This window comes from Bacteroides sp. D20, from assembly GCF_003436255.1.
Lineage (GTDB): Bacteria > Bacteroidota > Bacteroidia > Bacteroidales > Bacteroidaceae > Bacteroides > Bacteroides uniformis.
In genome coordinates this window covers 21,150-41,640 of the sequence record NZ_QSOO01000012.1, presented here as the reverse complement: position 1 = coordinate 41,640, position 20,491 = coordinate 21,150, and the positions used below count along the sequence as shown (strand labels likewise).

At 48.6% G+C, this 20,491-nt stretch carries 14 protein-coding genes; 8 read left to right on the top strand and 6 right to left on the bottom strand.

Annotated features, from left to right (window positions below; translation table 11 throughout):
- The first annotated feature begins 5 nt into the window (after nucleotides 1-5).
- Both DXD78_RS13090 and DXD78_RS13085 read left to right on the top strand, forming a co-directional pair.
- Nucleotides 6-2,159, top strand: a complete 2,154-nt coding sequence (locus DXD78_RS13090) for an outer membrane beta-barrel family protein (protein ID WP_117652784.1) — start codon at nucleotides 6-8, stop codon at nucleotides 2,157-2,159.
- Between the two features lie 115 nt (nucleotides 2,160-2,274).
- Nucleotides 2,275-3,945 (top strand): formate--tetrahydrofolate ligase, encoded by a 1,671-nt coding sequence (locus DXD78_RS13085; RefSeq protein ID WP_005829089.1) that lies wholly within the window; start codon nucleotides 2,275-2,277, stop codon nucleotides 3,943-3,945.
- A 105-nt stretch (nucleotides 3,946-4,050) separates the two neighbouring features.
- On the opposite strand, the gene glyA is transcribed toward DXD78_RS13085, so the two are convergent.
- The 5 genes from glyA to pyrB all read right to left on the bottom strand — a co-directional run bounded on the left by glyA (nucleotide 4,051) and on the right by pyrB (nucleotide 8,229).
- Complete coding sequence (glyA, locus tag DXD78_RS13080; protein ID WP_005829088.1) at nucleotides 4,051-5,331, bottom strand: serine hydroxymethyltransferase; 1,281 nt, start codon at nucleotides 5,329-5,331, stop codon at nucleotides 4,051-4,053.
- A 102-nt stretch (nucleotides 5,332-5,433) separates the two neighbouring features.
- On the bottom strand, nucleotides 5,434-6,204 hold the full coding sequence (locus DXD78_RS13075; protein WP_008663573.1) for a porin family protein: 771 nt from the start codon (nucleotides 6,202-6,204) through the stop codon (nucleotides 5,434-5,436).
- A 23-nt stretch (nucleotides 6,205-6,227) separates the two neighbouring features.
- Entirely contained in the window at nucleotides 6,228-6,794 is a 567-nt protein-coding gene (locus DXD78_RS13070) for a flavin reductase family protein (RefSeq protein ID WP_005829084.1), read from the bottom strand.
- Nucleotides 6,791-7,255 carry an aspartate carbamoyltransferase regulatory subunit gene (pyrI, locus tag DXD78_RS13065; RefSeq protein WP_005829083.1) on the bottom strand — a complete coding sequence of 155 codons (465 nt, stop codon included), beginning with the start codon at nucleotides 7,253-7,255 and terminating at the stop codon, nucleotides 6,791-6,793. The genes DXD78_RS13070 and pyrI overlap by 4 nt, the downstream gene beginning before the upstream one ends.
- Before the next feature lie 26 nt (nucleotides 7,256-7,281).
- The gene (gene pyrB / locus DXD78_RS13060) at nucleotides 7,282-8,229 is read right to left on the bottom strand and encodes an aspartate carbamoyltransferase (RefSeq protein ID WP_005829081.1); all 948 of its coding nucleotides are present in this window, start codon (nucleotides 8,227-8,229) and stop codon (nucleotides 7,282-7,284) included.
- Nucleotides 8,230-8,840: 611 nt separating this feature from the next.
- Here pyrB and DXD78_RS13055 point away from each other — a divergent pair.
- From DXD78_RS13055 to DXD78_RS13035, 5 genes are all read left to right on the top strand, one after another.
- On the top strand, nucleotides 8,841-11,171 hold the full coding sequence (locus tag DXD78_RS13055) for a transglycosylase domain-containing protein (RefSeq protein ID WP_005829073.1): 2,331 nt from the start codon (nucleotides 8,841-8,843) through the stop codon (nucleotides 11,169-11,171).
- Between the two features lie 71 nt (nucleotides 11,172-11,242).
- The gene (locus DXD78_RS13050; protein WP_005829072.1) at nucleotides 11,243-11,608 is read left to right on the top strand and encodes a 2-amino-4-hydroxy-6-hydroxymethyldihydropteridine diphosphokinase; all 366 of its coding nucleotides are present in this window, start codon (nucleotides 11,243-11,245) and stop codon (nucleotides 11,606-11,608) included.
- Nucleotides 11,609-11,690: 82 nt separating this feature from the next.
- The gene (gene kdsB / locus DXD78_RS13045) at nucleotides 11,691-12,446 is read left to right on the top strand and encodes a 3-deoxy-manno-octulosonate cytidylyltransferase (protein WP_005829071.1); all 756 of its coding nucleotides are present in this window, start codon (nucleotides 11,691-11,693) and stop codon (nucleotides 12,444-12,446) included.
- Nucleotides 12,447-12,458: 12 nt separating this feature from the next.
- Entirely contained in the window at nucleotides 12,459-13,748 is a 1,290-nt protein-coding gene (locus tag DXD78_RS13040; protein WP_009038484.1) for a pitrilysin family protein, read from the top strand.
- A 74-nt stretch (nucleotides 13,749-13,822) separates the two neighbouring features.
- On the top strand, nucleotides 13,823-14,986 hold the full coding sequence (locus DXD78_RS13035) for a phosphatidylinositol-4-phosphate 5-kinase (protein WP_005829069.1): 1,164 nt from the start codon (nucleotides 13,823-13,825) through the stop codon (nucleotides 14,984-14,986).
- A 92-nt stretch (nucleotides 14,987-15,078) separates the two neighbouring features.
- Here DXD78_RS13035 and DXD78_RS13030 read toward each other — a convergent pair whose 3' ends face one another.
- Nucleotides 15,079-16,017 carry a ribose-phosphate pyrophosphokinase gene (locus DXD78_RS13030; RefSeq protein WP_005829068.1) on the bottom strand — a complete coding sequence of 313 codons (939 nt, stop codon included), beginning with the start codon at nucleotides 16,015-16,017 and terminating at the stop codon, nucleotides 15,079-15,081.
- Nucleotides 16,018-16,141: 124 nt separating this feature from the next.
- Between DXD78_RS13030 and DXD78_RS13025 the strand changes: the two genes are divergently transcribed.
- Nucleotides 16,142-20,488, top strand: a complete 4,347-nt coding sequence (locus DXD78_RS13025) for a DUF5113 domain-containing protein (protein ID WP_034529794.1) — start codon at nucleotides 16,142-16,144, stop codon at nucleotides 20,486-20,488.
- Nucleotides 20,489-20,491 lie beyond the last annotated feature (3 nt).

Sequence of the window (20,491 nt, the reverse complement as noted above, 5' to 3'; positions counted from 1 at the left end):
AGAACATGAAACGATTCTATTTACTCCCTATTGTATGCTGTGCTTTGAGCATCAGCCTTTCGGCACAAGAGAACAACGGTACTGCAACCACCTCCGGTGCGGACGACAACCGCATCCTCAGCGCCGACAGCCTTATCACGACCGATGCCCGTCTGGACAGTCTTTATCAGACCTTGCCGGAAGTGATGATTACCGGTGAACGTCCCATCGTTAAGGCAGCGCAAGGCAAGCTGGTGTACGACCTGCCCCGCCTTATCCAGAACCTCCCCGTAGACAATGCCTACGATGCCGTGAAAGAGCTTCCTGGCGTCATCGAGATGAATGGAGGGCTGCAGTTGGCAGGCCAGGGAGTCACCGTTATCCTGGACGGCAAAGTAACCACCCTCAGCACCGAGCAGCTCTATTCCTTGCTGCGCAGCATCCCTGCCAGCCGCATAGAGAAGGCGGAAGTGATGTACAACGCCCCTGCACGCTACCAGGTGCGTGGCGCACTGATCAATATCACCTTGAAACAATCGGCAGGCGGCCCAGACTCCTGGCAAGGCGAACTCTATGCCAAGTATCGCCAGAAGCATAACGAAGGCTTTGAGGAACGCGCCAGCCTGCTCTTCAGCAAAAATAAATTCTCAGCAGATTTTCTTTACTCGCACAGCCATGGCCGGGGCTACTCTACTACCGACAAAGAGGCTGTGCACACCCTGGCAGACGGCTCGGTTCACCCCATGACAACATATGAGGTGGGCCGTGGCCGCAGCCATACCCATAATTTCAGGGTAGGGGCGGACTATAACATCGCCAAGGACCATCAGCTGAGTTTCGTCTATAACGGTGGCTATTCCACCTCCCACAACTGGACGGGCGTGACGGGCACGCAGGTGTCCACAACTCATGGCAATAGCACCGACTGGCTGCACAACGGCCGTCTGGACTATCGTACCCCTTTCGGCCTCAAAGCCGGTGCCGAACTGACCTACTACCGTTCCCCGTCCGACCAGTTGCTGCATAGCCGCATGCAGGATGAGGAACTTGACTTCTACACCGAAGATTGCCAACGCATCAACCGATGGAAATTCTTTCTGGCCCAGGAGCACAGTCTGGGAAAAGGTTGGGATTTGAATTACGGAGCCATCTATACTACCAGCATCGACAACAGCTACCAATATTATTACGACCCCGAAACCGGCGAACAACTGACCTCCTCAGATGCCTTAAGCAATATGAAGTCCCGCCGCCGCGAACAGACCTGGAATATCTATGCAGGTTTCAGCAAGAGTTTCGGCGACAAACTCGCTTTGGACGCTTCCCTGGCTGTGGAGCATTACAAGACTCCCGTCTGGAACCAGTGGGACTGGTATCCCATCGTCAACTTGAACTATATGCCGTCACCGGGACATATCCTTCAGCTCTCTCTGAGCAGCGACAAGGACTATCCCGACTACTGGGCGGTGCAGGATGCCGTCTCTTACATCGGTGGCGGATACTCTGAGCTGCATGGTAATCCGTTGCTGAAACCGGCGCAAGAGTATGAGCTTAAAATGACCTATATTTTGAAGAGCAAATACATCTTCAGCGCTTGGTTCAACCATACCAAGGACTACTCCGTACAGACGCTCTACCAATCTTCCGAACGTCTGGTTGAAATCTACAAGACACTCAATTTTGATTATCAGCAACAAGCAGGTATACAAGCCTCTATACCGTTTAAGGTGAAGAATTGGTTGAATTCTCGTCTTACCCTCATCGGCTTGTGGCATCGCGAAAAGGATGGTGATTTCTGGGATATTCCTTTCGATAGAAAGCAATGCTATGGCATTGCCCAGATGAACAATACTTTTACTCTCTCCACCAAACCCGACTTGAAGCTGACGGTGACCGGATTTGTGCATAGTAAAGCCATTCAGGGCATCTACGACCTGCCTACGTCGGGCAATGTGAATATTGCCCTGCGCTACGGCTTCGCCAAGAACAAAGCCATTCTCAACCTCTATTGCAACGATATTTTTGAGACGGGACAGATTTCTCCCCGCATCCGTTTCAAGACGCAGAATGTGACGAATCATTACTCATGCTTCCGCGAATTCGGCGTATCGTTCACCTATAAATTCGGTGGATATAAGGAGAAGCAACGGGAGGCAGTGGATACGTCGCGGTTCAAATAGATAGAAGATGCAGGTGGTCAGGTGAAAATACGGTATTCCTTTGTACTTTGCCACATCTTTCGTACTTTTGCAACTTTCAAAACATTAAAGTTGTTATTTAAAGAAAAGACTCTGTATGAAATCGGACATTGAAATAGCCCGCAGCATAGAGCTGAAGAAGATAAAGCAGGTGGCTGAAAGTGTGGATATCCCGCGTGACGAAGTAGAGAACTATGGCCGTTACATAGCCAAGATTCCTACGCATCTGATTGATGAAGAGAAAGTGAAGAAGAGCAATCTGATACTGGTGACGGCTATCACGGCTACGAAAGCGGGTATCGGTAAAACAACCGTGTCCATCGGGCTGGCATTGGGGCTGAACAAGATTGGCAAGAAAGCGATTGTGGCTTTACGCGAACCCTCGTTAGGTCCTTGCTTCGGCATGAAAGGCGGTGCTGCCGGTGGAGGATATGCCCAGGTGCTGCCCATGGAGAAGATAAACCTGCACTTTACGGGCGACTTTCACGCCATTACCTCCGCACACAACATGATTTCCGCTTTGCTCGACAATTACTTGTACCAGCATCAGGCAGACGGCTTCGGACTGAAAGAAATCATCTGGCGGCGCGTACTTGATGTGAATGACCGTTCCTTGCGGAGCATTGTCACCGGATTGGGACCGAGCACCAACGGCATTACCGAGGAGTCGGGCTTCGATATTACCCCGGCTTCCGAAATTATGGCTATTCTCTGTCTGGCAACGGACCTCGACGACCTCCGTCGCCGTATTGAAAATATTATTCTGGGATTCCGTTTCGATGGTACTCCTTTCACAGTGAAGGAGTTAGGAGTAGCCGGTGCCATTACCGTACTGTTGAAAGATGCTATCAACCCCAACTTGGTACAGACTACCGAAGGCTCTGCTGCTTTTGTTCATGGAGGACCGTTCGCAAATATTGCCCATGGTTGCAACTCCATTCTTGCCACAAAAATGGCCATGACATTCGGCGATTATGTAGTGACGGAAGCCGGTTTCGGGGCTGACCTGGGTGCGGAGAAGTTCTACAACATCAAGTGCCGCAAGAGCGGCCTACAGCCCAAGCTGACGATAATCGTTGCTACCGCACAAGGACTGAAGATGCATGGCGGTGTCAGTCTGGACCGCATCAAGGAACCCAATATGGAAGGACTGAAAGAGGGCTTCGGCAATCTGGACAAGCATGTACGCAATTTGCGTTCATTCGGCCAGCAGGTCATCGTGGCATTCAACCGTTTTGCCAGTGATACGGACGAGGAGGTGGAAGCTATCCGCCGCCATTGCGAAGAAAAGCTTGAGGTAGGTTTTGCCGTGAACAACGCCTTTGCCAAAGGAGGAGAGGGAGCCGTTGACCTTGCCAATCTGGTAGTAGATACTATCGAGAACAAACCATCCGAACCGCTGACCTTCACCTACGAAGAGAGCGATTGCGTGGAACGTAAAATAGAAAAGGTAGCCTGCAACCTCTACGGGGCAAGCGTAGTGACTTACAGTCTCCACTCCCGCAAGGTTATCAAACTGATAGAGCAGATGGGTATCAGCCATTACCCCGTCTGTATCGCCAAGACGCAGTACTCCTTCTCTGCCGACCCGAAGATATACGGTGCAGTCAACAACTTTGAGTTCCACATCAAGGATATTGTGGTCAATAACGGTGCGGAAATGATTGTAGCCATCGCCGGTGAAATTCTCCGTATGCCGGGATTACCCAAGAAACCACAAGCCGAACACATTGATATTGTGGACGGAAATATAGAAGGGCTGAGCTAAACGCGCGGAGCGCGTTTAGAATTAAAAATTAAAGGCTGCGCAGTTCAAAGCGAACATTGCGCAGCCTTTAATTTTTAATTCTTAATTTTTAATTCTGTTTGCTTATTAATAAGCAAACAGCGGGTATTCTTTCATCTTCGCATTGACGCGTGCACGTACCTCTGCGATGACTTGTTCGTTGTCTACGTTGGACAGAACGGTTTCAATCATCTCGGCAATTTCGAGCATCAGGTCTTCCTTGGCACCACGGGTTGTGATGGCAGGAGTACCCAGACGGATACCGGAAGTCTGGAAAGCCGAGCGGCTGTCAAACGGAACCATGTTCTTGTTTACGGTGATGTCGGCAGATACCAACGCCTTCTCGGCAACCTTACCGGTCAAATCGGGATATTTGCTGCGCAGGTCTACCAGCATGGAGTGGTTGTCCGTACCGCCGGAAACGATGGTGAAGCCACGGTCTATCAAGGCTTGTGCCAGGACAGCGGCGTTTTTCTTCACCTGCTTGGCATATTCTTTCCATTCCGGTTGCAGGATTTCGCCGAAGGCAACGGCTTTGGCTGCGATGACATGTTCTAGCGGACCACCTTGGATACCGGGGAATACGGCTGAATCCAGCAACTGGGACATCATCTTGATTTCTCCCTTCGGAGTTTTCTTGCCCCAGGGGTTGGGGAAGTCCTTACCCATCATGATAACGCCACCGCGAGGACCACGCAGAGTCTTGTGGGTAGTGGAGGTCACGATGTGGGCATATTTCACGGGGTTATCCAGTTCACCGGCTGCAATCAGTCCGGCAGGATGAGCCATGTCAATCATTAGGATGGCACCTATCTTGTCCGCGATTTCGCGCATGCGCTTGTAGTCCCATTCGCGGGAATAAGCAGAACCGCCGCCGATAATCATTTTGGGTTTCTCGCGCAGGGCAACTTCTTCCATCTGGTCATAGTCCACACGTCCGGTTTCCTGGTTCAGATTGTATTCGCAGGGAGTATAGATAATACCGGAAGTGTTGACCAGTGAGCCATGGGAGAGGTGACCGCCGTGTGCAAGGTTCAGTCCCATGAATTTGTCGCCCGGATTGAGCACGGCGAGGAATACGGCTGCATTGGCTTGTGCACCGGAGTGCGGCTGTACGTTGGCCCATTCTGCGCCGAAAATCTGTTTCAAGCGGTCGATGGCAATCTGCTCACTCTGGTCCACTACCTCACAACCACCATAGTAACGCTTGCCGGGGTATCCTTCAGCATACTTGTTGGTGAGGCAGGAGCCCATTGCCTGCATAACCTGGTCACTTACAAAGTTCTCTGATGCAATCAGTTCAATGCCTTTGAGCTGACGTTGGTGTTCTTTTTCGATAAGTTCGAAAATTAAATCATCTCTTTTCATTCTGCTTATTAGATAAGTTTGATAAATCTGTGTTCTCTTATTAAGCGCACAAATTTACGGGAAATAAATGAATAAATTGAAAGAAAAGGAAGAAATTTACTGTCAAAAGAACACTCCGAAAGAAAAACTCAGCACATTGTCCCTGCGGTGAAAACGGATTTCGTTTTTCGTGTTTTCGTCAGCAGCGTTGTTGTCGGCCGGAATATCGTATGTCACGCTCTTGGAGATGTTGTGCAGCCCCATGTCGTAACGGAAGTCGAAAAAGACGCGTGAGATGGTGACGGATACGCCGACGGTGAAACTGAGATTGAGCGGACGCAGCCTTTCACGGATATTCACCTGGTCGAAATTCTCGAAGTCGATGTCACTTTTCCTGTCCCATATATAGCGCACTTTGGGTCCTCCAAAGACGGCAAGGCTGTACGGCCCCTCCTTGATGAAGTTGTATCCGTAGATGACGGGGATGTCTATACTGTGGATGGACGATGTAATGGAGGCTTCCTCCAGCCGGGCTCCTGATGCGGCGTCTTCGGGCAGAGGTTTCTCGAAGGTGATGTTGCACCGGTTGATGTTGTAGGATATTTCCGGTTGCAGGAAGTGGCGGTCGAAGTTTATCCGCATGAAAAGGGAACCGAAATATCCTATCTTGTAATTGTTCTGCACTTCGTCAATGGGTACTCCGTTGACACTGAACTGGGATACAAGGAACAAGGAAGAGGTGAAACCGCCTTTGAAACCGAAATTGACCGGAGTTTCCTTGCGGTGTCCGGAATGCTCTTCGTCGGCAGTACCGGGCACAACCGGAGTCTGTCCCCACATCATGGCGGGGAAGGCCAACAGATATAAGCCCATCAAGATTCGTCGCAACTCCATCTCTTAAAACCTTTATCGCATTATTACTTCTTTTTCTCTACTGACCATCCGAATTTGCCTATCTTTTCTCCCAGCTCATAATATCCACCGTGCACATAGACCAAGGGATTCGTTTCCGCCAGTTCCAGTTTGCCGGTTTCAGGGTTCAGATTACGGGTATCGGCACGTACATTTACCACATCCGCTATAAACATGTCGTGCGAACCGAGAGCCATAATCTCCTTTACCCGGCATTCTATGCAAAGCGGTGATTCCTCGATAAGAGGCGCGCTGACTACGGTGCTTTTCCCCGGTGTCAGATGCATTTCCTCGAATTTGTTGTAGTCCTTTCCGGAGCGTACGCCACACCAGTCCGTGGCCCGTGCCATATCTTTCGTGGTGAGGTTGATGACGAATTCCATATTCCGCTTGATGATGTCGTAGGAGTGGCGTTCGGGGCGTACGGAGATGTAGCACATGGGCGGGTTCGTACAAATCGTCCCCGTCCATGCGATAGTCAGAATGTTATATTCCTCCGGAGTGCTTCCGCAGCTCACCAGTACGGCGGGCAGCGGATAAATCATGGTTCCGGGTTTCCAGTCTTCTTTCATATAATCTCAATATCTTCTCTGGTCTGCTCCTTTTCGCAGTAGTGACATTTGATGACGCAATTGTCCTTATCCACGACATGAAACAACGTAGGCATAGGCTCATTGTTCGTGATGCACTTCGGGTTGGCGCATTTCACGATTCCGCGCAGCTCTTCGGGCAGGCGGACTTCGCGTTTCTCCACCACTTCGTAGTCGCGGATAATGTTCAGTTTTACATTGGGAGCCACCACGGCGATACGGTTTATCTCTTCGTCGCAGAAGAACTTGTCGGCAATCTTGATGATGCCTTTCGTGCCCAGCTTCTTGCTCTTGAGGTTGAAGCCGATGGTGATATTGTTGCTCATGTGTTCCAGTCCGAGCAGGGAGACTACGGTAAACAGTCTCTCGGAGGGTATATGGTCTATTACAGTGCCGTTTTCCAGAGCAGCAACCTGCAATTCCTGTTTCTTTTCGCTTAACATCTTGAAATATTAGTTATTAGACGATTCTACTGAATTACTCCTTTACTCTTTTTCACCTCATCCAGCGTGATGCCCAGTACATCGCACAGAATAGCTTCACGGGCATACAGTCCGTTTTGTGCCTGCTGGAAATAGTATGCCTTGGGATTGTCGTCCACATCATAGGCTATTTCGTTGACACGGGGCAGCGGATGCAGGATGCGCAGGTTGGGACGGGTATGTTCCAGCATCTTGTTGCGCAGGATGTAGACATTCTTCACCCGCTCGTACTCCATAAGGTCGGTGAAGCGCTCGCGCTGCACACGGGTCATGTAGAGGATGTCGGCATCAGCAATGATTTCTTCCGTAAAGTCCGTATGTTCCACGTACTTGATGTTGTGCTCGCGGCAGTAGATTTTGTATTCTTCGGGCATCCGCAACTCGTCGGGAGCGATGAAGTGGAAAGTGGGGTTGAAGTGGCGCATGGCCATCAGCAGGGAGTGGACGGTACGGCCGTACTTCAAGTCGCCGACCAGAAAAATGTTCAGGTTCTCCAGTGTGCCTTGTGTCTTGTAGATGGAGTAGAGATCGAGCATGGTTTGTGAGGGATGCTGGTTGGCACCGTCTCCGGCATTCACAATGGGCACGGTGGTGACTTCACTGGCATAGCGTGCGGCCCCTTCGAGGTGGTGGCGCATCACGATGATGTCGGCATAGTTGCTCACCATCTTGATGGTGTCTTTCAGCGTCTCGCCCTTGGATGAGCTGGTGGCCTTTGGGTCGCTGAACCCGATGACACGTGCTCCAAGCCGGTTGGCGGCAGTCTCGAAACTGAGGCGTGTACGGGTGGAAGGCTCGAAAAATAAGGTGGCAACTACTTTCCCGTCCAATATATGCCGATTGGGATGGGCTTCAAACTCTTTCGCCATCTCGAGCATATAGAGGATTTTTTCCCGGCTATGCTCGGCAATGGTGACTAAACTTCTGTTTTCCATATCGTTGAATTCATTTATACTTTTCGAGAGTGTAAAGTTACGGAAAATATGCGGGCTACGGAAATATGCGGGGAAGTTTTTTGCGAAATATGGGCTGTTTTTTTAACCGTGTGGCTTGTTGTCCGGAATGCCACACTTCATCATCCGAAATGCCACACTTCGACAAAGTAAATGCCGCATTTCGCGAATGTTCAAGTGTGGCATTTGCCTTAGTCAAGTGCGGCGTTTGCCTTGTCGAAGTGTGGCATTCCGGACAGTGAAGTGTGGTATCTCTTTACGCCGTCGCCGTCGTTCTTTTTAACGACAACGTCGTTTTTTTCTCTTCTCTTCTTATCTTATCTCCTCTTACGCGCGCGAGGGCAAGTTTTCATTGTTTCAATCTGTATTATAGCTCATTACGATGTGTTTTTCCTTTCCGATTTTTTCTTCAAGTTTTCTAATTATTTTGCAATCGTTTTGCATTTCACTGACAGTTTCCATTAAAATAAACGGGCGTTTTTTTTGTGAATGCCGGAAATCTTATCCTGAAAAAGATATAAAAAGCATAGGCACATCCAATATATTTCCGTACCTTTGCCCTATTATTGAACTTTGATTTTAGCAACTGAAACATGATAAGGAAAGTCGTCAAAATCCTATGGATTTTCATCGCACTGATTTCGCTGGTGTGTGTCTTTATATTCTTTTCCATAGCCAAGGGCTGGATAGGCTATATGCCTCCGGTGGAAGACCTGGAAAATCCGAATTACAAATTTGCCACAGAAGTCTTTTCCGAGGACGGAAAAGTATTGGGTACTTATTCCTATAGTAAGGAAAACCGCGTGTTTGTGGGATACAATGATTTGTCGCCCAATATCATCAACGCCTTGATAGCTACGGAAGATGTACGTTTTGCCGAACATTCGGGCATTGACGCCTACGCCCTGACGCGTGCCGTAGTGAAGCGCGGTATCCTGATGCAGAAGAATGCCGGCGGTGGCAGTACCATCACCCAGCAGCTTTCCAAACAGCTTTATTCTCCCAGTGCCGACAATGTGATGGAACGTCTGTTCCAGAAGCCCATCGAATGGGTGATTGCCGTAAAGCTGGAGCGTTACTATACAAAAGAGGAAATCCTCACCATGTATCTCAACAAGTTCGATTTCCTGAACAATGCGGTAGGCATCAAGACTGCTGCCTTTACCTACTTCGGTTGCGAACCGAAAGATTTGAAGATTGAGGAAGCGGCTACGTTGGTGGGCATGTGCAAGAATCCGTCTCTCTATAATCCGGTGCGCTACAATGAACGTTCCCGCGGACGGCGCAATGTGGTGCTCGACCAGATGCGGAAAGCGGGATATATTACGGAAGCCGAGCGCGACTCCCTCCAGGCATTGCCTCTGAAACTGAAGTACAACCGTGTGGACCACAAGGAAGGGTTGGCCACTTATTTCCGCGAATACCTGCGCGGCGTGCTCACCGCCAAGAAGCCCGACAAGGCCAACTACCGCGGTTGGCAGATGCAGAAATACTACGAGGATTCACTCGACTGGGAGAACAACCCGCTCTTTGGATGGTGCGAAAAGAACACCAAGAAAGACGGTACCAAATACAACCTCTACACCGACGGGCTGAAAATCTATACCACGCTCGACTCGCGTATGCAGCAGTATGCCGAGGATGCCGTGACAGAGCATCTGAAGGAACTGCAAGGTTACTTCTTCAAGGAAAAGAAAGGGGCCAAGAAAGCTCCCTACACCTTCCGTCTGACCCAGGAGCAGGTGGACGAGATTCTGGGACGTGCCATGAGGTTGTCCGACCGCTACCGCATTATGAAGAAAGCCGGAGCCACCGAAGCTGAAATAAAGAAAGCCTTCGATACCCCGGAGGAGATGTCCGTATTCAGTTGGGAAGGGGAGAAAGACACCATTATGACCCCGATGGATTCCATCCGTTACTACAAGTTCTTCCTTCGTGCCGGTTTCATGTCCATGGACCCGCGCAGCGGACATGTCAAGGCATACGTAGGCGGACCGAACTACCATTACTTCCAGTACGATATGGCCATGGTGGGACGCCGCCAGGTAGGTTCTACCATCAAGCCTTTCCTTTATACATTGGCTATGGAGAACGGTTTTTCTCCCTGCGACGAAGTGCGCCACGTGGAATACACGCTGATTGATGAAAACGGAAAACCGTGGACGCCGCGTAATGCCAACAAAAAGCTGATTGGTGACATGGTGACTGTGAAGTGGGGGCTGGCAAACTCGGACAACTGGATTACGGCCTATCTCATGAGCAAGCTGAATCCCTATAATCTGAAACGTCTTATACATACTTTCGGTGTCCGCAACCGTGATATAGTACCTTCCGTTTCACTCTGTCTGGGCCCGTGCGAGATTTCCGTCGGCGAGATGGTAAGTGCCTATACCGCATTCCCCAACAAGGGTATCCGGGTAGCTCCGCTGTTCGTGACCCGCATCGAGGACAATGATGGAAACGTGCTGGCGACCTTTGCTCCCGAAATGCAGGAAGTCATCAGTGTATCCAGCGCTTACAAGATGCTGGTCATGCTGCGTGCCGTTGTCAACGAAGGTACCGGAGGCCGTGTGCGCCGTCTAGGTGTGAAAGCCGACATGGGCGGCAAGACCGGAACGACGAACTACAATGCCGACGGCTGGTTTATGGGCTTCACGCCTTCGCTTGTGTCCGGTTGCTGGGTGGGCGGTGAGGACCGCGACATCCACTTCGATACGATGCTTCACGGACAAGGTGCTTCCATGGCATTGCCTATCTGGACCAAATACATGGTGAAAGTGCTCGGTGACAAATCTCTGGGATATGATGAAAATGAAACATTCCAGTTGCCCGAAGGCTATGACCCGTGCAAGGATGATGTGAATCTGGAAGGAGACACCCATATAGAAGAACCGATAGAGGGACTCGACGAACTGTTTAATTAGTTGAAAGGTGAAAATTGAAAGTGGAAAGGTAAACTTTCAATTTTCCCCTTTTCCCCTTTCACCTTAAAAAAATGGATTATACGATTAGTATTGGGAGCAACGAGCAGCGGAGGGAGAACATGGAACTGGCTCGCAGACGCTTGACGGAACTTTTTTCGGGAATACGTTTCTCGGAAGAGGAGGAGACGGTACCTTTGTTCTTTCACCGTCCGAATCTGTTCTCCAATCAGGTGGCATGCTTTGCTTCCGATAATCCGGTAGAGGAAGTCACCGCCTGCCTGAAAGCCATCGAACGGGAAGCCGGAAGGAAGCCCGAGGAGAAGGAGCAGGAAATTGTACGGCTGGATATAGACTTGTTGTCTTGTGACGGGACTGTCTATAAGCCAAAAGATTTGAAACGTGATTATATCCTGCGAGGATTGAAACAACTGTTATAATTAATAAAGAATATAAGGAGATGGGTCGATAGTATATGAACACTTTCGGACACACTCTCATTTTAAAAAACGAAGATTGAAAATGAAATTTTTAGGAATCATACCTGCCCGTTACGCATCTACGCGTTTTCCAGCCAAACCATTGGCGGTGTTAGGTGGAAAAACCGTGATACAGCGAGTATACGAGCAAGTGGCAGGAATCTTGGACGATGCATACGTGGCTACGGACGATGAGCGTATTGAAGCCGCAGTAAAAGCATTCGGAGGAAAGGTGGTAATGACTTCCACCGAACATAAAAGCGGCACCGACCGCTGTCAGGAAGCTTGTACAAAAATAGGAGGACAGTTTGATGTCGTGGTGAATATCCAGGGGGATGAGCCTTTCATCCAGCCTTCGCAGTTACAAGCCGTCAAAGCATGTTTCGACGATCCGGCCACCCAGATAGCCACTCTGGTGAAACCCTTTACGGTAGATAATGGTTTCGAGGCACTGGAAAATGTGAACTCTCCGAAGGTTGTGCTCAACAAAAACAGGAATGCCCTCTATTTTAGCCGTTCCATCATTCCCTACCAGCGCAATGCGGCGAAGGAAGACTGGCTGGAGAATCATACATATTATAAGCATATCGGCCTTTATGCCTATCGCGTAGAGGTACTGAAAGAGATAACCGCCCTTCCGCAGTCATCCCTCGAGATTGCCGAATCATTGGAACAGCTTCGTTGGTTGGAAAACGGATACACTATCAAAGCAGGTATCACGGATGTAGAAACTATCGGCATAGATACTCCTCAAGATTTGGAACGGGCAGAAGAATTTCTTAAAAGCCATGGGCTGTAAACTAGAAAGCCCATGCTGAACCGAAGTGACCAACCCCGGATTCTTGAACCGGAACAACTGGTGGTGCAAAGGCCGGAACGTATCAAGTTGCCTAATGGCGTGCCATTGAGTGTGCTCAATGCCGGTGACAATGAAGTGACACGTATCGATCTCCTCATGGCAGGCGGCCGATGGCAACAGAAACAGCCCTTGCAGGCGTTGTTTACGAACCGCATGCTTCGCGAGGGCACCCGACGCTACGATGCCGCCCGGATAGCGGAAAAGCTGGACTATTACGGAGCCTGGCTGGAATTGTCCAGTGCATCCGAGTATGCCTATGTCACCCTTTATTCTCTGAATAAATACCTTCCCCAAACGCTTGACATATTGGAGTCTATCGTCAAAGAGCCGGTATTTCCCGAGAAAGAGCTGGGAGTGATTGTAGACAACAATATCCAGCAGTTTCTTGTCAACTCTTCCAAGGTGGACTTTCTGGCGCACCGCGGATTGGTGAAGGCTCTGTACGGCGGGCAGCATCCCGGTGGACGTCTGGTGCAGGAAGAGGATTATCGGCGCATCACTCCTGCGGTGCTACGCGAGTTTTATGACCGTTACTATCATTCCAATAATTGCAGCATCTATCTCTCGGGTAAGGTAACCGGTGATTGCATCCACAGGATAGAGTCCTTGTTTGGCTGCGAGGCTTTCGGTACGGATTTCCGCAAACCGGAGAAGACTGAATTCCATCCGGTTACCACCTCCGGAAAACGTATCTTCATCGAACGTCCGGACGCCCTGCAAAGTGCCGTCCGTATGGGCATGCTTTCCCTGGACCGTAATCATCCGGACTACTTGAAGGCCCGCGTACTGGTCACACTGTTCGGGGGTTATTTTGGCAGTCGCCTGATGTCCAATATCCGGGAAGATAAAGGATACACATACGGTATCTCCGCAGCCATCATGCCCTATCCGGGGCAGGGAGTGTTGGCGGTCAGTGCCGAAGCCGCCAACGAATTTGTGGAGCCTCTTATCGGTGAGGTTTATCATGAAATAGACCGCCTTCAGAACGAGCTGGCTTCCGATGGAGAGCTTTCCATGGTGAAGAACTATATGTTGGGAGACATGTGCCGTAGTTATGAATCTGCATTCTCGTTGGCAGATGCCTGGATTTTTGTGCAGGTATCGGGCTTGCAGGATACCTACTTTGCCGAAGCACTGGATGCTGTCAAGGAGGTTACTCCACAAGAAATCCGTGAACTTGCAGGGCGGCATTTATGCAAAGAGAAATTAAAAGAAATAGTGTGCGGCAAAAAAATGTCATAAAAAGCGGGAGTTATCGCATCATTTTACCGGATAAATCCTACCTTTGTCAATTATCAACTATCAATTATCAATTAATGAAATATCTATATACTGCACTCATTCTGGCTTTCTTATGCCAAGGTGGAGCCACTGCCCAGGAAAAAAAAAGCGGCTTTTTCGATAAAGTGAAAAGTACATTCTCTTCGGAGATAAAGATAGGTACCTATACGTTCAAAGATAACGGGGCCGTCTATACCGGTGAAATAAAAGGCCGCAAGCCCAATGGAAAGGGGAAGACCGTTTTCAAGAACGGCGACGTCTACGAGGGTGAGTATGTGAAGGGCAAGCGTGAAGGCTACGGTACATATATGTTTCCCGACGGTGAAAAGTATGAGGGGCAATGGTTTCAAGACCAGCAGCATGGCAGGGGTATCTACTATTTTATGAATAACAACCGTTATGACGGCATGTGGTTTCAGGATTACCAGCACGGTAAAGGAACCATGTACTATTACAATGGTGATATTTATGAGGGCGACTGGGTGAATGATAAACGCGAAGGCCAAGGAACGTATACCTGGAAGAACGGTTCCAAGTATGTAGGCTCGTGGAAGAATGACAAGAAAGACGGCAAAGGAACACTGACCTGGAATGACGGTTCCAAATATGACGGGGAGTGGAAAAATGATGTCCGGGACGGTAAAGGAACTTTTGAATATGCCAACGGCGACAAATATGTAGGTGACTGGAAGGACGACATGCAGCATGGCAAAGGTATTTACTTTTTCCATACCGGCGACCGTTACGAAGGTTCTTATGTTCAAGGTGAACGTACCGGAGAGGGCATTTATTACCATGCCAGCGGCAACAAGTATGTGGGCAGCTTCAAGGATGGAAAGCAGGAAGGCCACGGCACATTTACGTGGGCAAGCGGCGCCGTTTACGAAGGTAATTGGAAAGATAACCAACGTGACGGATACGGTACTTACAAATGGAATGTAGGTGACTCTTACGAAGGTGAATGGAAAGACAATAAGTTCAACGGCCAAGGTACCCTGATTCAGACCGATGGAACCAAATATAAAGGCGGTTTTGTGAACGGTATGGAAGAAGGTAGCGGTATCCAGGAGGACAAGAACGGAAACCGTTATGAAGGCTTCTTCAAACAAGGCAAGAAACACGGTCCGTTTGTAGAAACAGACAAGAACGGAAAGGTGATACGAAAAGGAACCTACAAGATGGGAAGGCTGGAGAATTAGAATTAAAAATTAGAAATTAAAAATTAAAGGCTGCGCGGTTCTGAAGTGAACATTGCGCAGCCTTTAATTTTTAATTTCTAACCGCTCCGCGGTTAGATAATGTATTGTGAACTGATTGATTCATTGTTCATCACCCGCTTGATGGTTTCGGCGAACATATCGGCAATGCTCAACTGTTTAACCTTGTCACATTTTTTAGAGTAGGGGATACTATCAGTAAATACCATTTCCGTTAGTGCGGATTCTTGTACACGGAAAGAAGCAGGGTCGGACATTACGCAGTGGCTGGCAATGGCACGGACAGATTTGGCTCCTGCTTCCAGCATGATGTTGGCAGCCTTGGTAATGGTTCCTGCTGTATCTACAATATCGTCTACCAATACTACATTCTTGTCTTTTACATCACCGATGATTTGCATGGTGGCAACCACGTTTGCTTTTTCGCGTGTCTTGTTGCACAATACCAGGGGTACACCGAGGTATTTGGAGAATGTGCTGGCGCGTTTTGAACCGCCGACATCCGGGGTGGCGATTACCAAGTCTTCCAGTTTCAAGGATTCAATATAGGGGAGGAATACTGCTGATGCATACAAATGATCCACCGGAATATTGAAGAAACCTTGAATCTGGTCTGCATGAAGGTCCATCGTAATCAGACGGTCGATACCTGCAACAGAGAGCAGGTCGGCCACCAGCTTGGCGCCGATGGAAACACGGGGTTTGTCTTTTCTGTCCTGACGTGCCCAACCGAAGTAAGGGATAACGGCTACAACGCTTTTTGCCGATGCTCTTTTAGCAGCATCAACCATCAGCAGAAGTTCCATCAAGTTGTCAGAATTAGGGAAGGTTGATTGAACCAGGAATACATGCGAGCCACGGATAGATTCCTCATAAGAGACTGCAAACTCACCATCTGCAAAATGGGTGATGTTCATCTTTCCCAGAGGGCAATCAAGGCTAGCGCAGATTTTCTCTGCAAGGTATCTCGAATTTGTTCCGGAGAATACCATAAAGGGTGCTTTTTCGCTCATTTGTGTAATAGATGTTACCTATTTGTTAATTTGCATGCAAAGGTAGGAATTTCCCGTTACATAAAACAAGAGTTATTGTATAAAAATTATTTTTCTTTCCCGGATTTATTCGTAGCTTTGCTTTATGAAACGACTTTCTTTTATATGGTTTGCGGGGTTGTTGTGCCTTTGTACAACAATGGTTTCGTGTGTGGGAACGGCACCCATGAAGGAAGTACGCCTTATCGACTCTCTAAACCAGGTGGCTTATGCTTTTCGTTATAAAAACCTGGATTCATCCTGCCATGCGGCATCAAGGGCCTACCGTGAAGTCAGCCTCTATAAACAAGGAAAAGCGGAAGCATCCAATAATCTGGGCTTTTGTGCTTTTATGCGCATGGATTTTGAGCAGGCCGAAAAGTTTCATATGGATGTCTATAATCTGACCAAGAATGAACTGGAACTCCTTATTGCCGACATCGGTTTGATGAAGATTTATCAGCGGACGGCGTTGAACAAGGAGTTCTACGATTATCGCAATAGTGCCTTGCACCGTATGAAAAGAATAGCGGAGGATGACAATCTGTTTGTGGACCAACACGAGCAAATGCGTTTGAATTATGCCCGTTCGGAATTTTATATTGTATCTGCTGTGTATTATTATTATTTGCAACAGCGTCCGGAAGCTGTAGCCTCTATTAATGAAGTTACTAAAAAACAAGAGTTGCTGGCAGATACCAATCAGCTGTTGTATTATCACTACATCAAAGGTTCTGCTGCCTTATGCGAGGGTGAGACACCGGATGAGCGAAGACTGAGAGAATTTGATGAGCTCTATACCGCATGGCAGTTGGCTTCGCGCAAGGGCTATCTTTACTTTGAGGGCAATGGAGTGCAGGGACTTGCCAACTTGATGGCTTCACCGGATAATTACGCATTTTTTCAAGACCGCCGCTCCCATGCCTTGACACGTTTTGGAGTACCGGTAGATTCGCTGCTTCCCATGCGTCTGGGGCAGTTGGCATTGCAAAAATTCAGCCAATACAAGGATTTGTATCAGATAGCAGGTGCATATGTATCTATCGGCAAATACCTGAATGCCCACAGTCACTATACAGAAGCTCTTGACACGCTAAAACTTGCTCTGGAATGTGTAAATGACCATCACCGCCTTTTCTATGACTGCCACGATAGTTTGGACTGGCTGAAAGCATTTGACCGTCGAGATACGATTTGTGCGGAGAAGGCATGGATGGAGCAGAAACTGAAAACCGTGCCCGAGTGGATTTCACGTATTCGTGAACAGTTGAGCGTTTCGTATGCAGGACTCGGGATGAAAGAAAAATCAGACTATAACCGCAATATTTACCTGGATATCCTTGAAGATACACGCCAGGATAAAGAGCTGGAAAGCCGCTATCAAGCATTGGAAAAGGAGGCGGGGCAGCTCAACGTCGTGTTGTCACTGGTCATTGTGGGCTTCGTGCTTGTATCCCTCTTTTTCTGGTTTTTCAACAAGCGTTCCAAAGACCGGAACAGAGTGCATCTCCGCCGTCTGCAGCTGATGCTGGATATCTGTCAGAAGATAACGGCATCCATTCCGGCAGATGCACAGACTGAGGAGGAAATCATCGACTCTATCCGGACGGCTGTCTGCCCGGAATTGGAAAAGCTGTTTGGAGTGAAGGACATCCGCATAGACAACGGGCAATTAGTGTTCCCGCGTCGGATGAGCAAGGATGAGCAGGCGATGGTACGGGTGATAACCCCCTATATCCAATGGGCAATCGACAACGGCATGACGTCCATCTCCCTTGGGGATGAGCGCCGCAGACTGGAAAAGCAACGCTACATTTACGAGCAGCACATCGCGGGGAACAAACGGCAAAATCTGATAAAGAAAGCATGTATGGCTATTGTCAACGGGATTCATCCGTACATAGACCGTATCATCAACGAAGTGCAGAAACTGACTCAAAAAGGATTCATCAAAGAGGAACGGATAAAGGAGGAGAAATACCAGTATATCGACGAGTTGGTTACTACCATCAACGAATACAATGATATTCTTGCCCTTTGGATAAAGATGAAGCAAGGAAGCCTTAGCCTGAACATAGAGACGTTCGAATTGAATGAACTTTTCGAGCTGCTCAGGAAAGGAAGCCGTACATTCGAGATGAAGAGACAGTCGTTGGAGGTGCAGCCTACGGATATCCGGGTGAAGGCAGACAAAGCCCTTACATTGTTTATGATAAATACACTGGCAGAGAATGCCCGTAAATATACCCCTCAGGGCGGTATGGTGAAAGTATATGCACGGCAGGAGGAGGATTACGTGGAAATCTCGGTAGAGGATAATGGTTGTGGATTGTCACCGGAAGATGTAGCCCGCATCGTGGGAGAAAAAGTATATGACTCGAAAGCCATCGGTATGAGTGACGCTCCCGACAAGGAGGAATTGAGGAAGAACAAAGGAAGTGGCTTTGGACTGATGAACTGTAAGGGCATCATTGAAAAATATCGCAAGACGAATGATTTGTTCAAGGTCTGTCTGTTCAATGTGGAGAGCGGGCTGGGAAAAGGCAGCCGTTTTTATTTCCGTCTGCCTGCCGGTATCCGTAAGTCCGTGTCGGTGTTGCTCGTCGTGTTGTTTTTGTGCATGTCATCCTGCCGGCATGCTGTGGAACAGACTGCTTCCGGAGAGGTGTTGCCGGATTCTTTGGCACTGCTTGCACAGAATGAATACGAAGCTTTGCTGGACGAAGCCTCCGATTATGCCAATGAAGCTTATTACTGCAATGTGGACGGAGAATACGAACTGGCTTTACAATACATAGATTCGGCAATGTATTGCCTGAACGAACATTACAAGCAATACGCCCATCCTATACATCGCTATATGACGCTGACCGGAGACGGGACGCCTGCGGAACTGGATTGGTGGAACCAGATGTTCAATTCGGATTTCCATGTAATTCTGGATATCAGGAATGAAGCGGCAGTCTCATTTCTTGCATTGAAGCAATGGGATGACTATAGTTATAATAATGCTGCCTACACCACCTTGTACAAACTGTTGGGAGAAGACCAATCCTTGGAAGAATATTGCCGGCAGCTGGAGCGTTCCACCAACAACAAGATGGTGGGCATTTTGCTGGCGGTGATTTTGCTGTTCGTATTGCTGTTGGGATATTACATACTCTACTTCCGTAAACGTCTGGTGAACCGCTGGAATCTGGAGCAAGTACTGGAAATTAATGGAAAGGTGTTCAATGCCTCCTTGTTGCCGGTTTCGGATACGGAGGAAATGTTGCAGCGTGAGGAGGATACATTGAAGGAAATCCCGCGGCAGATTGTAGGTTCCGCTTTTGATGCAGTGAACGAACTTTTGAGTATCGACCGGTTAAGCATAGCTGTATACAACGAGACTACACATAAGCTGGAATACACTTCCAATCCAGTGGAAGATACCGCCGTGGACGAGTTGCCTATCTGGAGGAAATATATGGAGAATTGCTTTGAGCAGCAAGAGTACATATCGGAAAAGGGTATACAAACATTGCCGCTTGTTGTGGATGCGGGAAATATGTGTCGTTGCATAGGTGTGCTGTGTCTGGAACGCAGGGAAGGTACGGAGCAGGAGACCGACCATTTGCTTTTGGAACTGATAGCCCGTTATGTCTCCATTGTAATCTTCAATGCAGTGGTTAAGTTGGCTACGAAATACCGGGACATCGAAGTGGCTCAAGATGAAGCCCGGCGAGCTTCCTGGGAAGACAGTTTGCTGCATGTACAGAACATGGTGCTGGATAATTGTCTCTCGACCATCAAGCATGAAACGATTTATTATCCGAACAAGATAAAGCAGCTGATAGGGAAACTGCGGTCCGGCAAACAGACAGAAGCGGAGGAGCGGGAAACGGTGGTTGCCATCAGCGAATTGATAGAGTATTACAAAGGTATCTTTACGACACTCAGTTCATGCGCTTCCCGCCAGTTGGAAGAGGTGACTTTCAGGCGTGCGACAATATCTGTGCCGGAACTTATGGCTACTGCCGGGAAATATTTCCGCAAAGTGTATAAGGGAAACAAGGCGCATATTGATTTTAAGATACAACCGTTGGAAGGACGGATTACCGGTGACTGGAACCAGTTGCGTTTCCTGCTTGAAAACCTGATAGACGAGGCTTGCTCCGTAACTCTGGATGGAGCTGTCTGTCTGTCGGCCCGGGAAGATGGGGAATTTATACGTTTTCTGTTTACAGATATGCGCAGGGAAAAGACCCGTGAAGAATTGAACCAATTGTTCTATCCCGACTTGTCCCGCATGACGGCCGGTGAGAAAGGAGAACTGTATGGTACGGAATATCTGGTGTGCAAGCAGATTATCCGCGACCATGACGAGTTTGCCGGACGCCGGGGATGCCGTATCAATGCCGAACCGGGAAAGGAAGGAGGTTTTACAATATATTTTACGCTACCGAAAAAATGAAAT

Coding starts and splice junctions, on each gene's coding strand:
- DXD78_RS13090 (WP_117652784.1), top strand. CDS start 6: ATGAAACGATTCTATTTACTCCCTATTGTATGCTGTGCTTTGAGCATC.
- DXD78_RS13085 (WP_005829089.1), top strand. CDS start 2,275: ATGAAATCGGACATTGAAATAGCCCGCAGCATAGAGCTGAAGAAGATA.
- glyA (WP_005829088.1), bottom strand. CDS start 5,331: ATGAAAAGAGATGATTTAATTTTCGAACTTATCGAAAAAGAACACCAA.
- DXD78_RS13075 (WP_008663573.1), bottom strand. CDS start 6,204: ATGGAGTTGCGACGAATCTTGATGGGCTTATATCTGTTGGCCTTCCCC.
- DXD78_RS13070 (WP_005829084.1), bottom strand. CDS start 6,794: ATGAAAGAAGACTGGAAACCCGGAACCATGATTTATCCGCTGCCCGCC.
- pyrI (WP_005829083.1), bottom strand. CDS start 7,255: ATGTTAAGCGAAAAGAAACAGGAATTGCAGGTTGCTGCTCTGGAAAAC.
- pyrB (WP_005829081.1), bottom strand. CDS start 8,229: ATGGAAAACAGAAGTTTAGTCACCATTGCCGAGCATAGCCGGGAAAAA.
- DXD78_RS13055 (WP_005829073.1), top strand. CDS start 8,841: ATGATAAGGAAAGTCGTCAAAATCCTATGGATTTTCATCGCACTGATT.
- DXD78_RS13050 (WP_005829072.1), top strand. CDS start 11,243: ATGGATTATACGATTAGTATTGGGAGCAACGAGCAGCGGAGGGAGAAC.
- kdsB (WP_005829071.1), top strand. CDS start 11,691: ATGAAATTTTTAGGAATCATACCTGCCCGTTACGCATCTACGCGTTTT.
- DXD78_RS13040 (WP_009038484.1), top strand. CDS start 12,459: ATGCTGAACCGAAGTGACCAACCCCGGATTCTTGAACCGGAACAACTG.
- DXD78_RS13035 (WP_005829069.1), top strand. CDS start 13,823: ATGAAATATCTATATACTGCACTCATTCTGGCTTTCTTATGCCAAGGT.
- DXD78_RS13030 (WP_005829068.1), bottom strand. CDS start 16,017: ATGAGCGAAAAAGCACCCTTTATGGTATTCTCCGGAACAAATTCGAGA.
- DXD78_RS13025 (WP_034529794.1), top strand. CDS start 16,142: ATGAAACGACTTTCTTTTATATGGTTTGCGGGGTTGTTGTGCCTTTGT.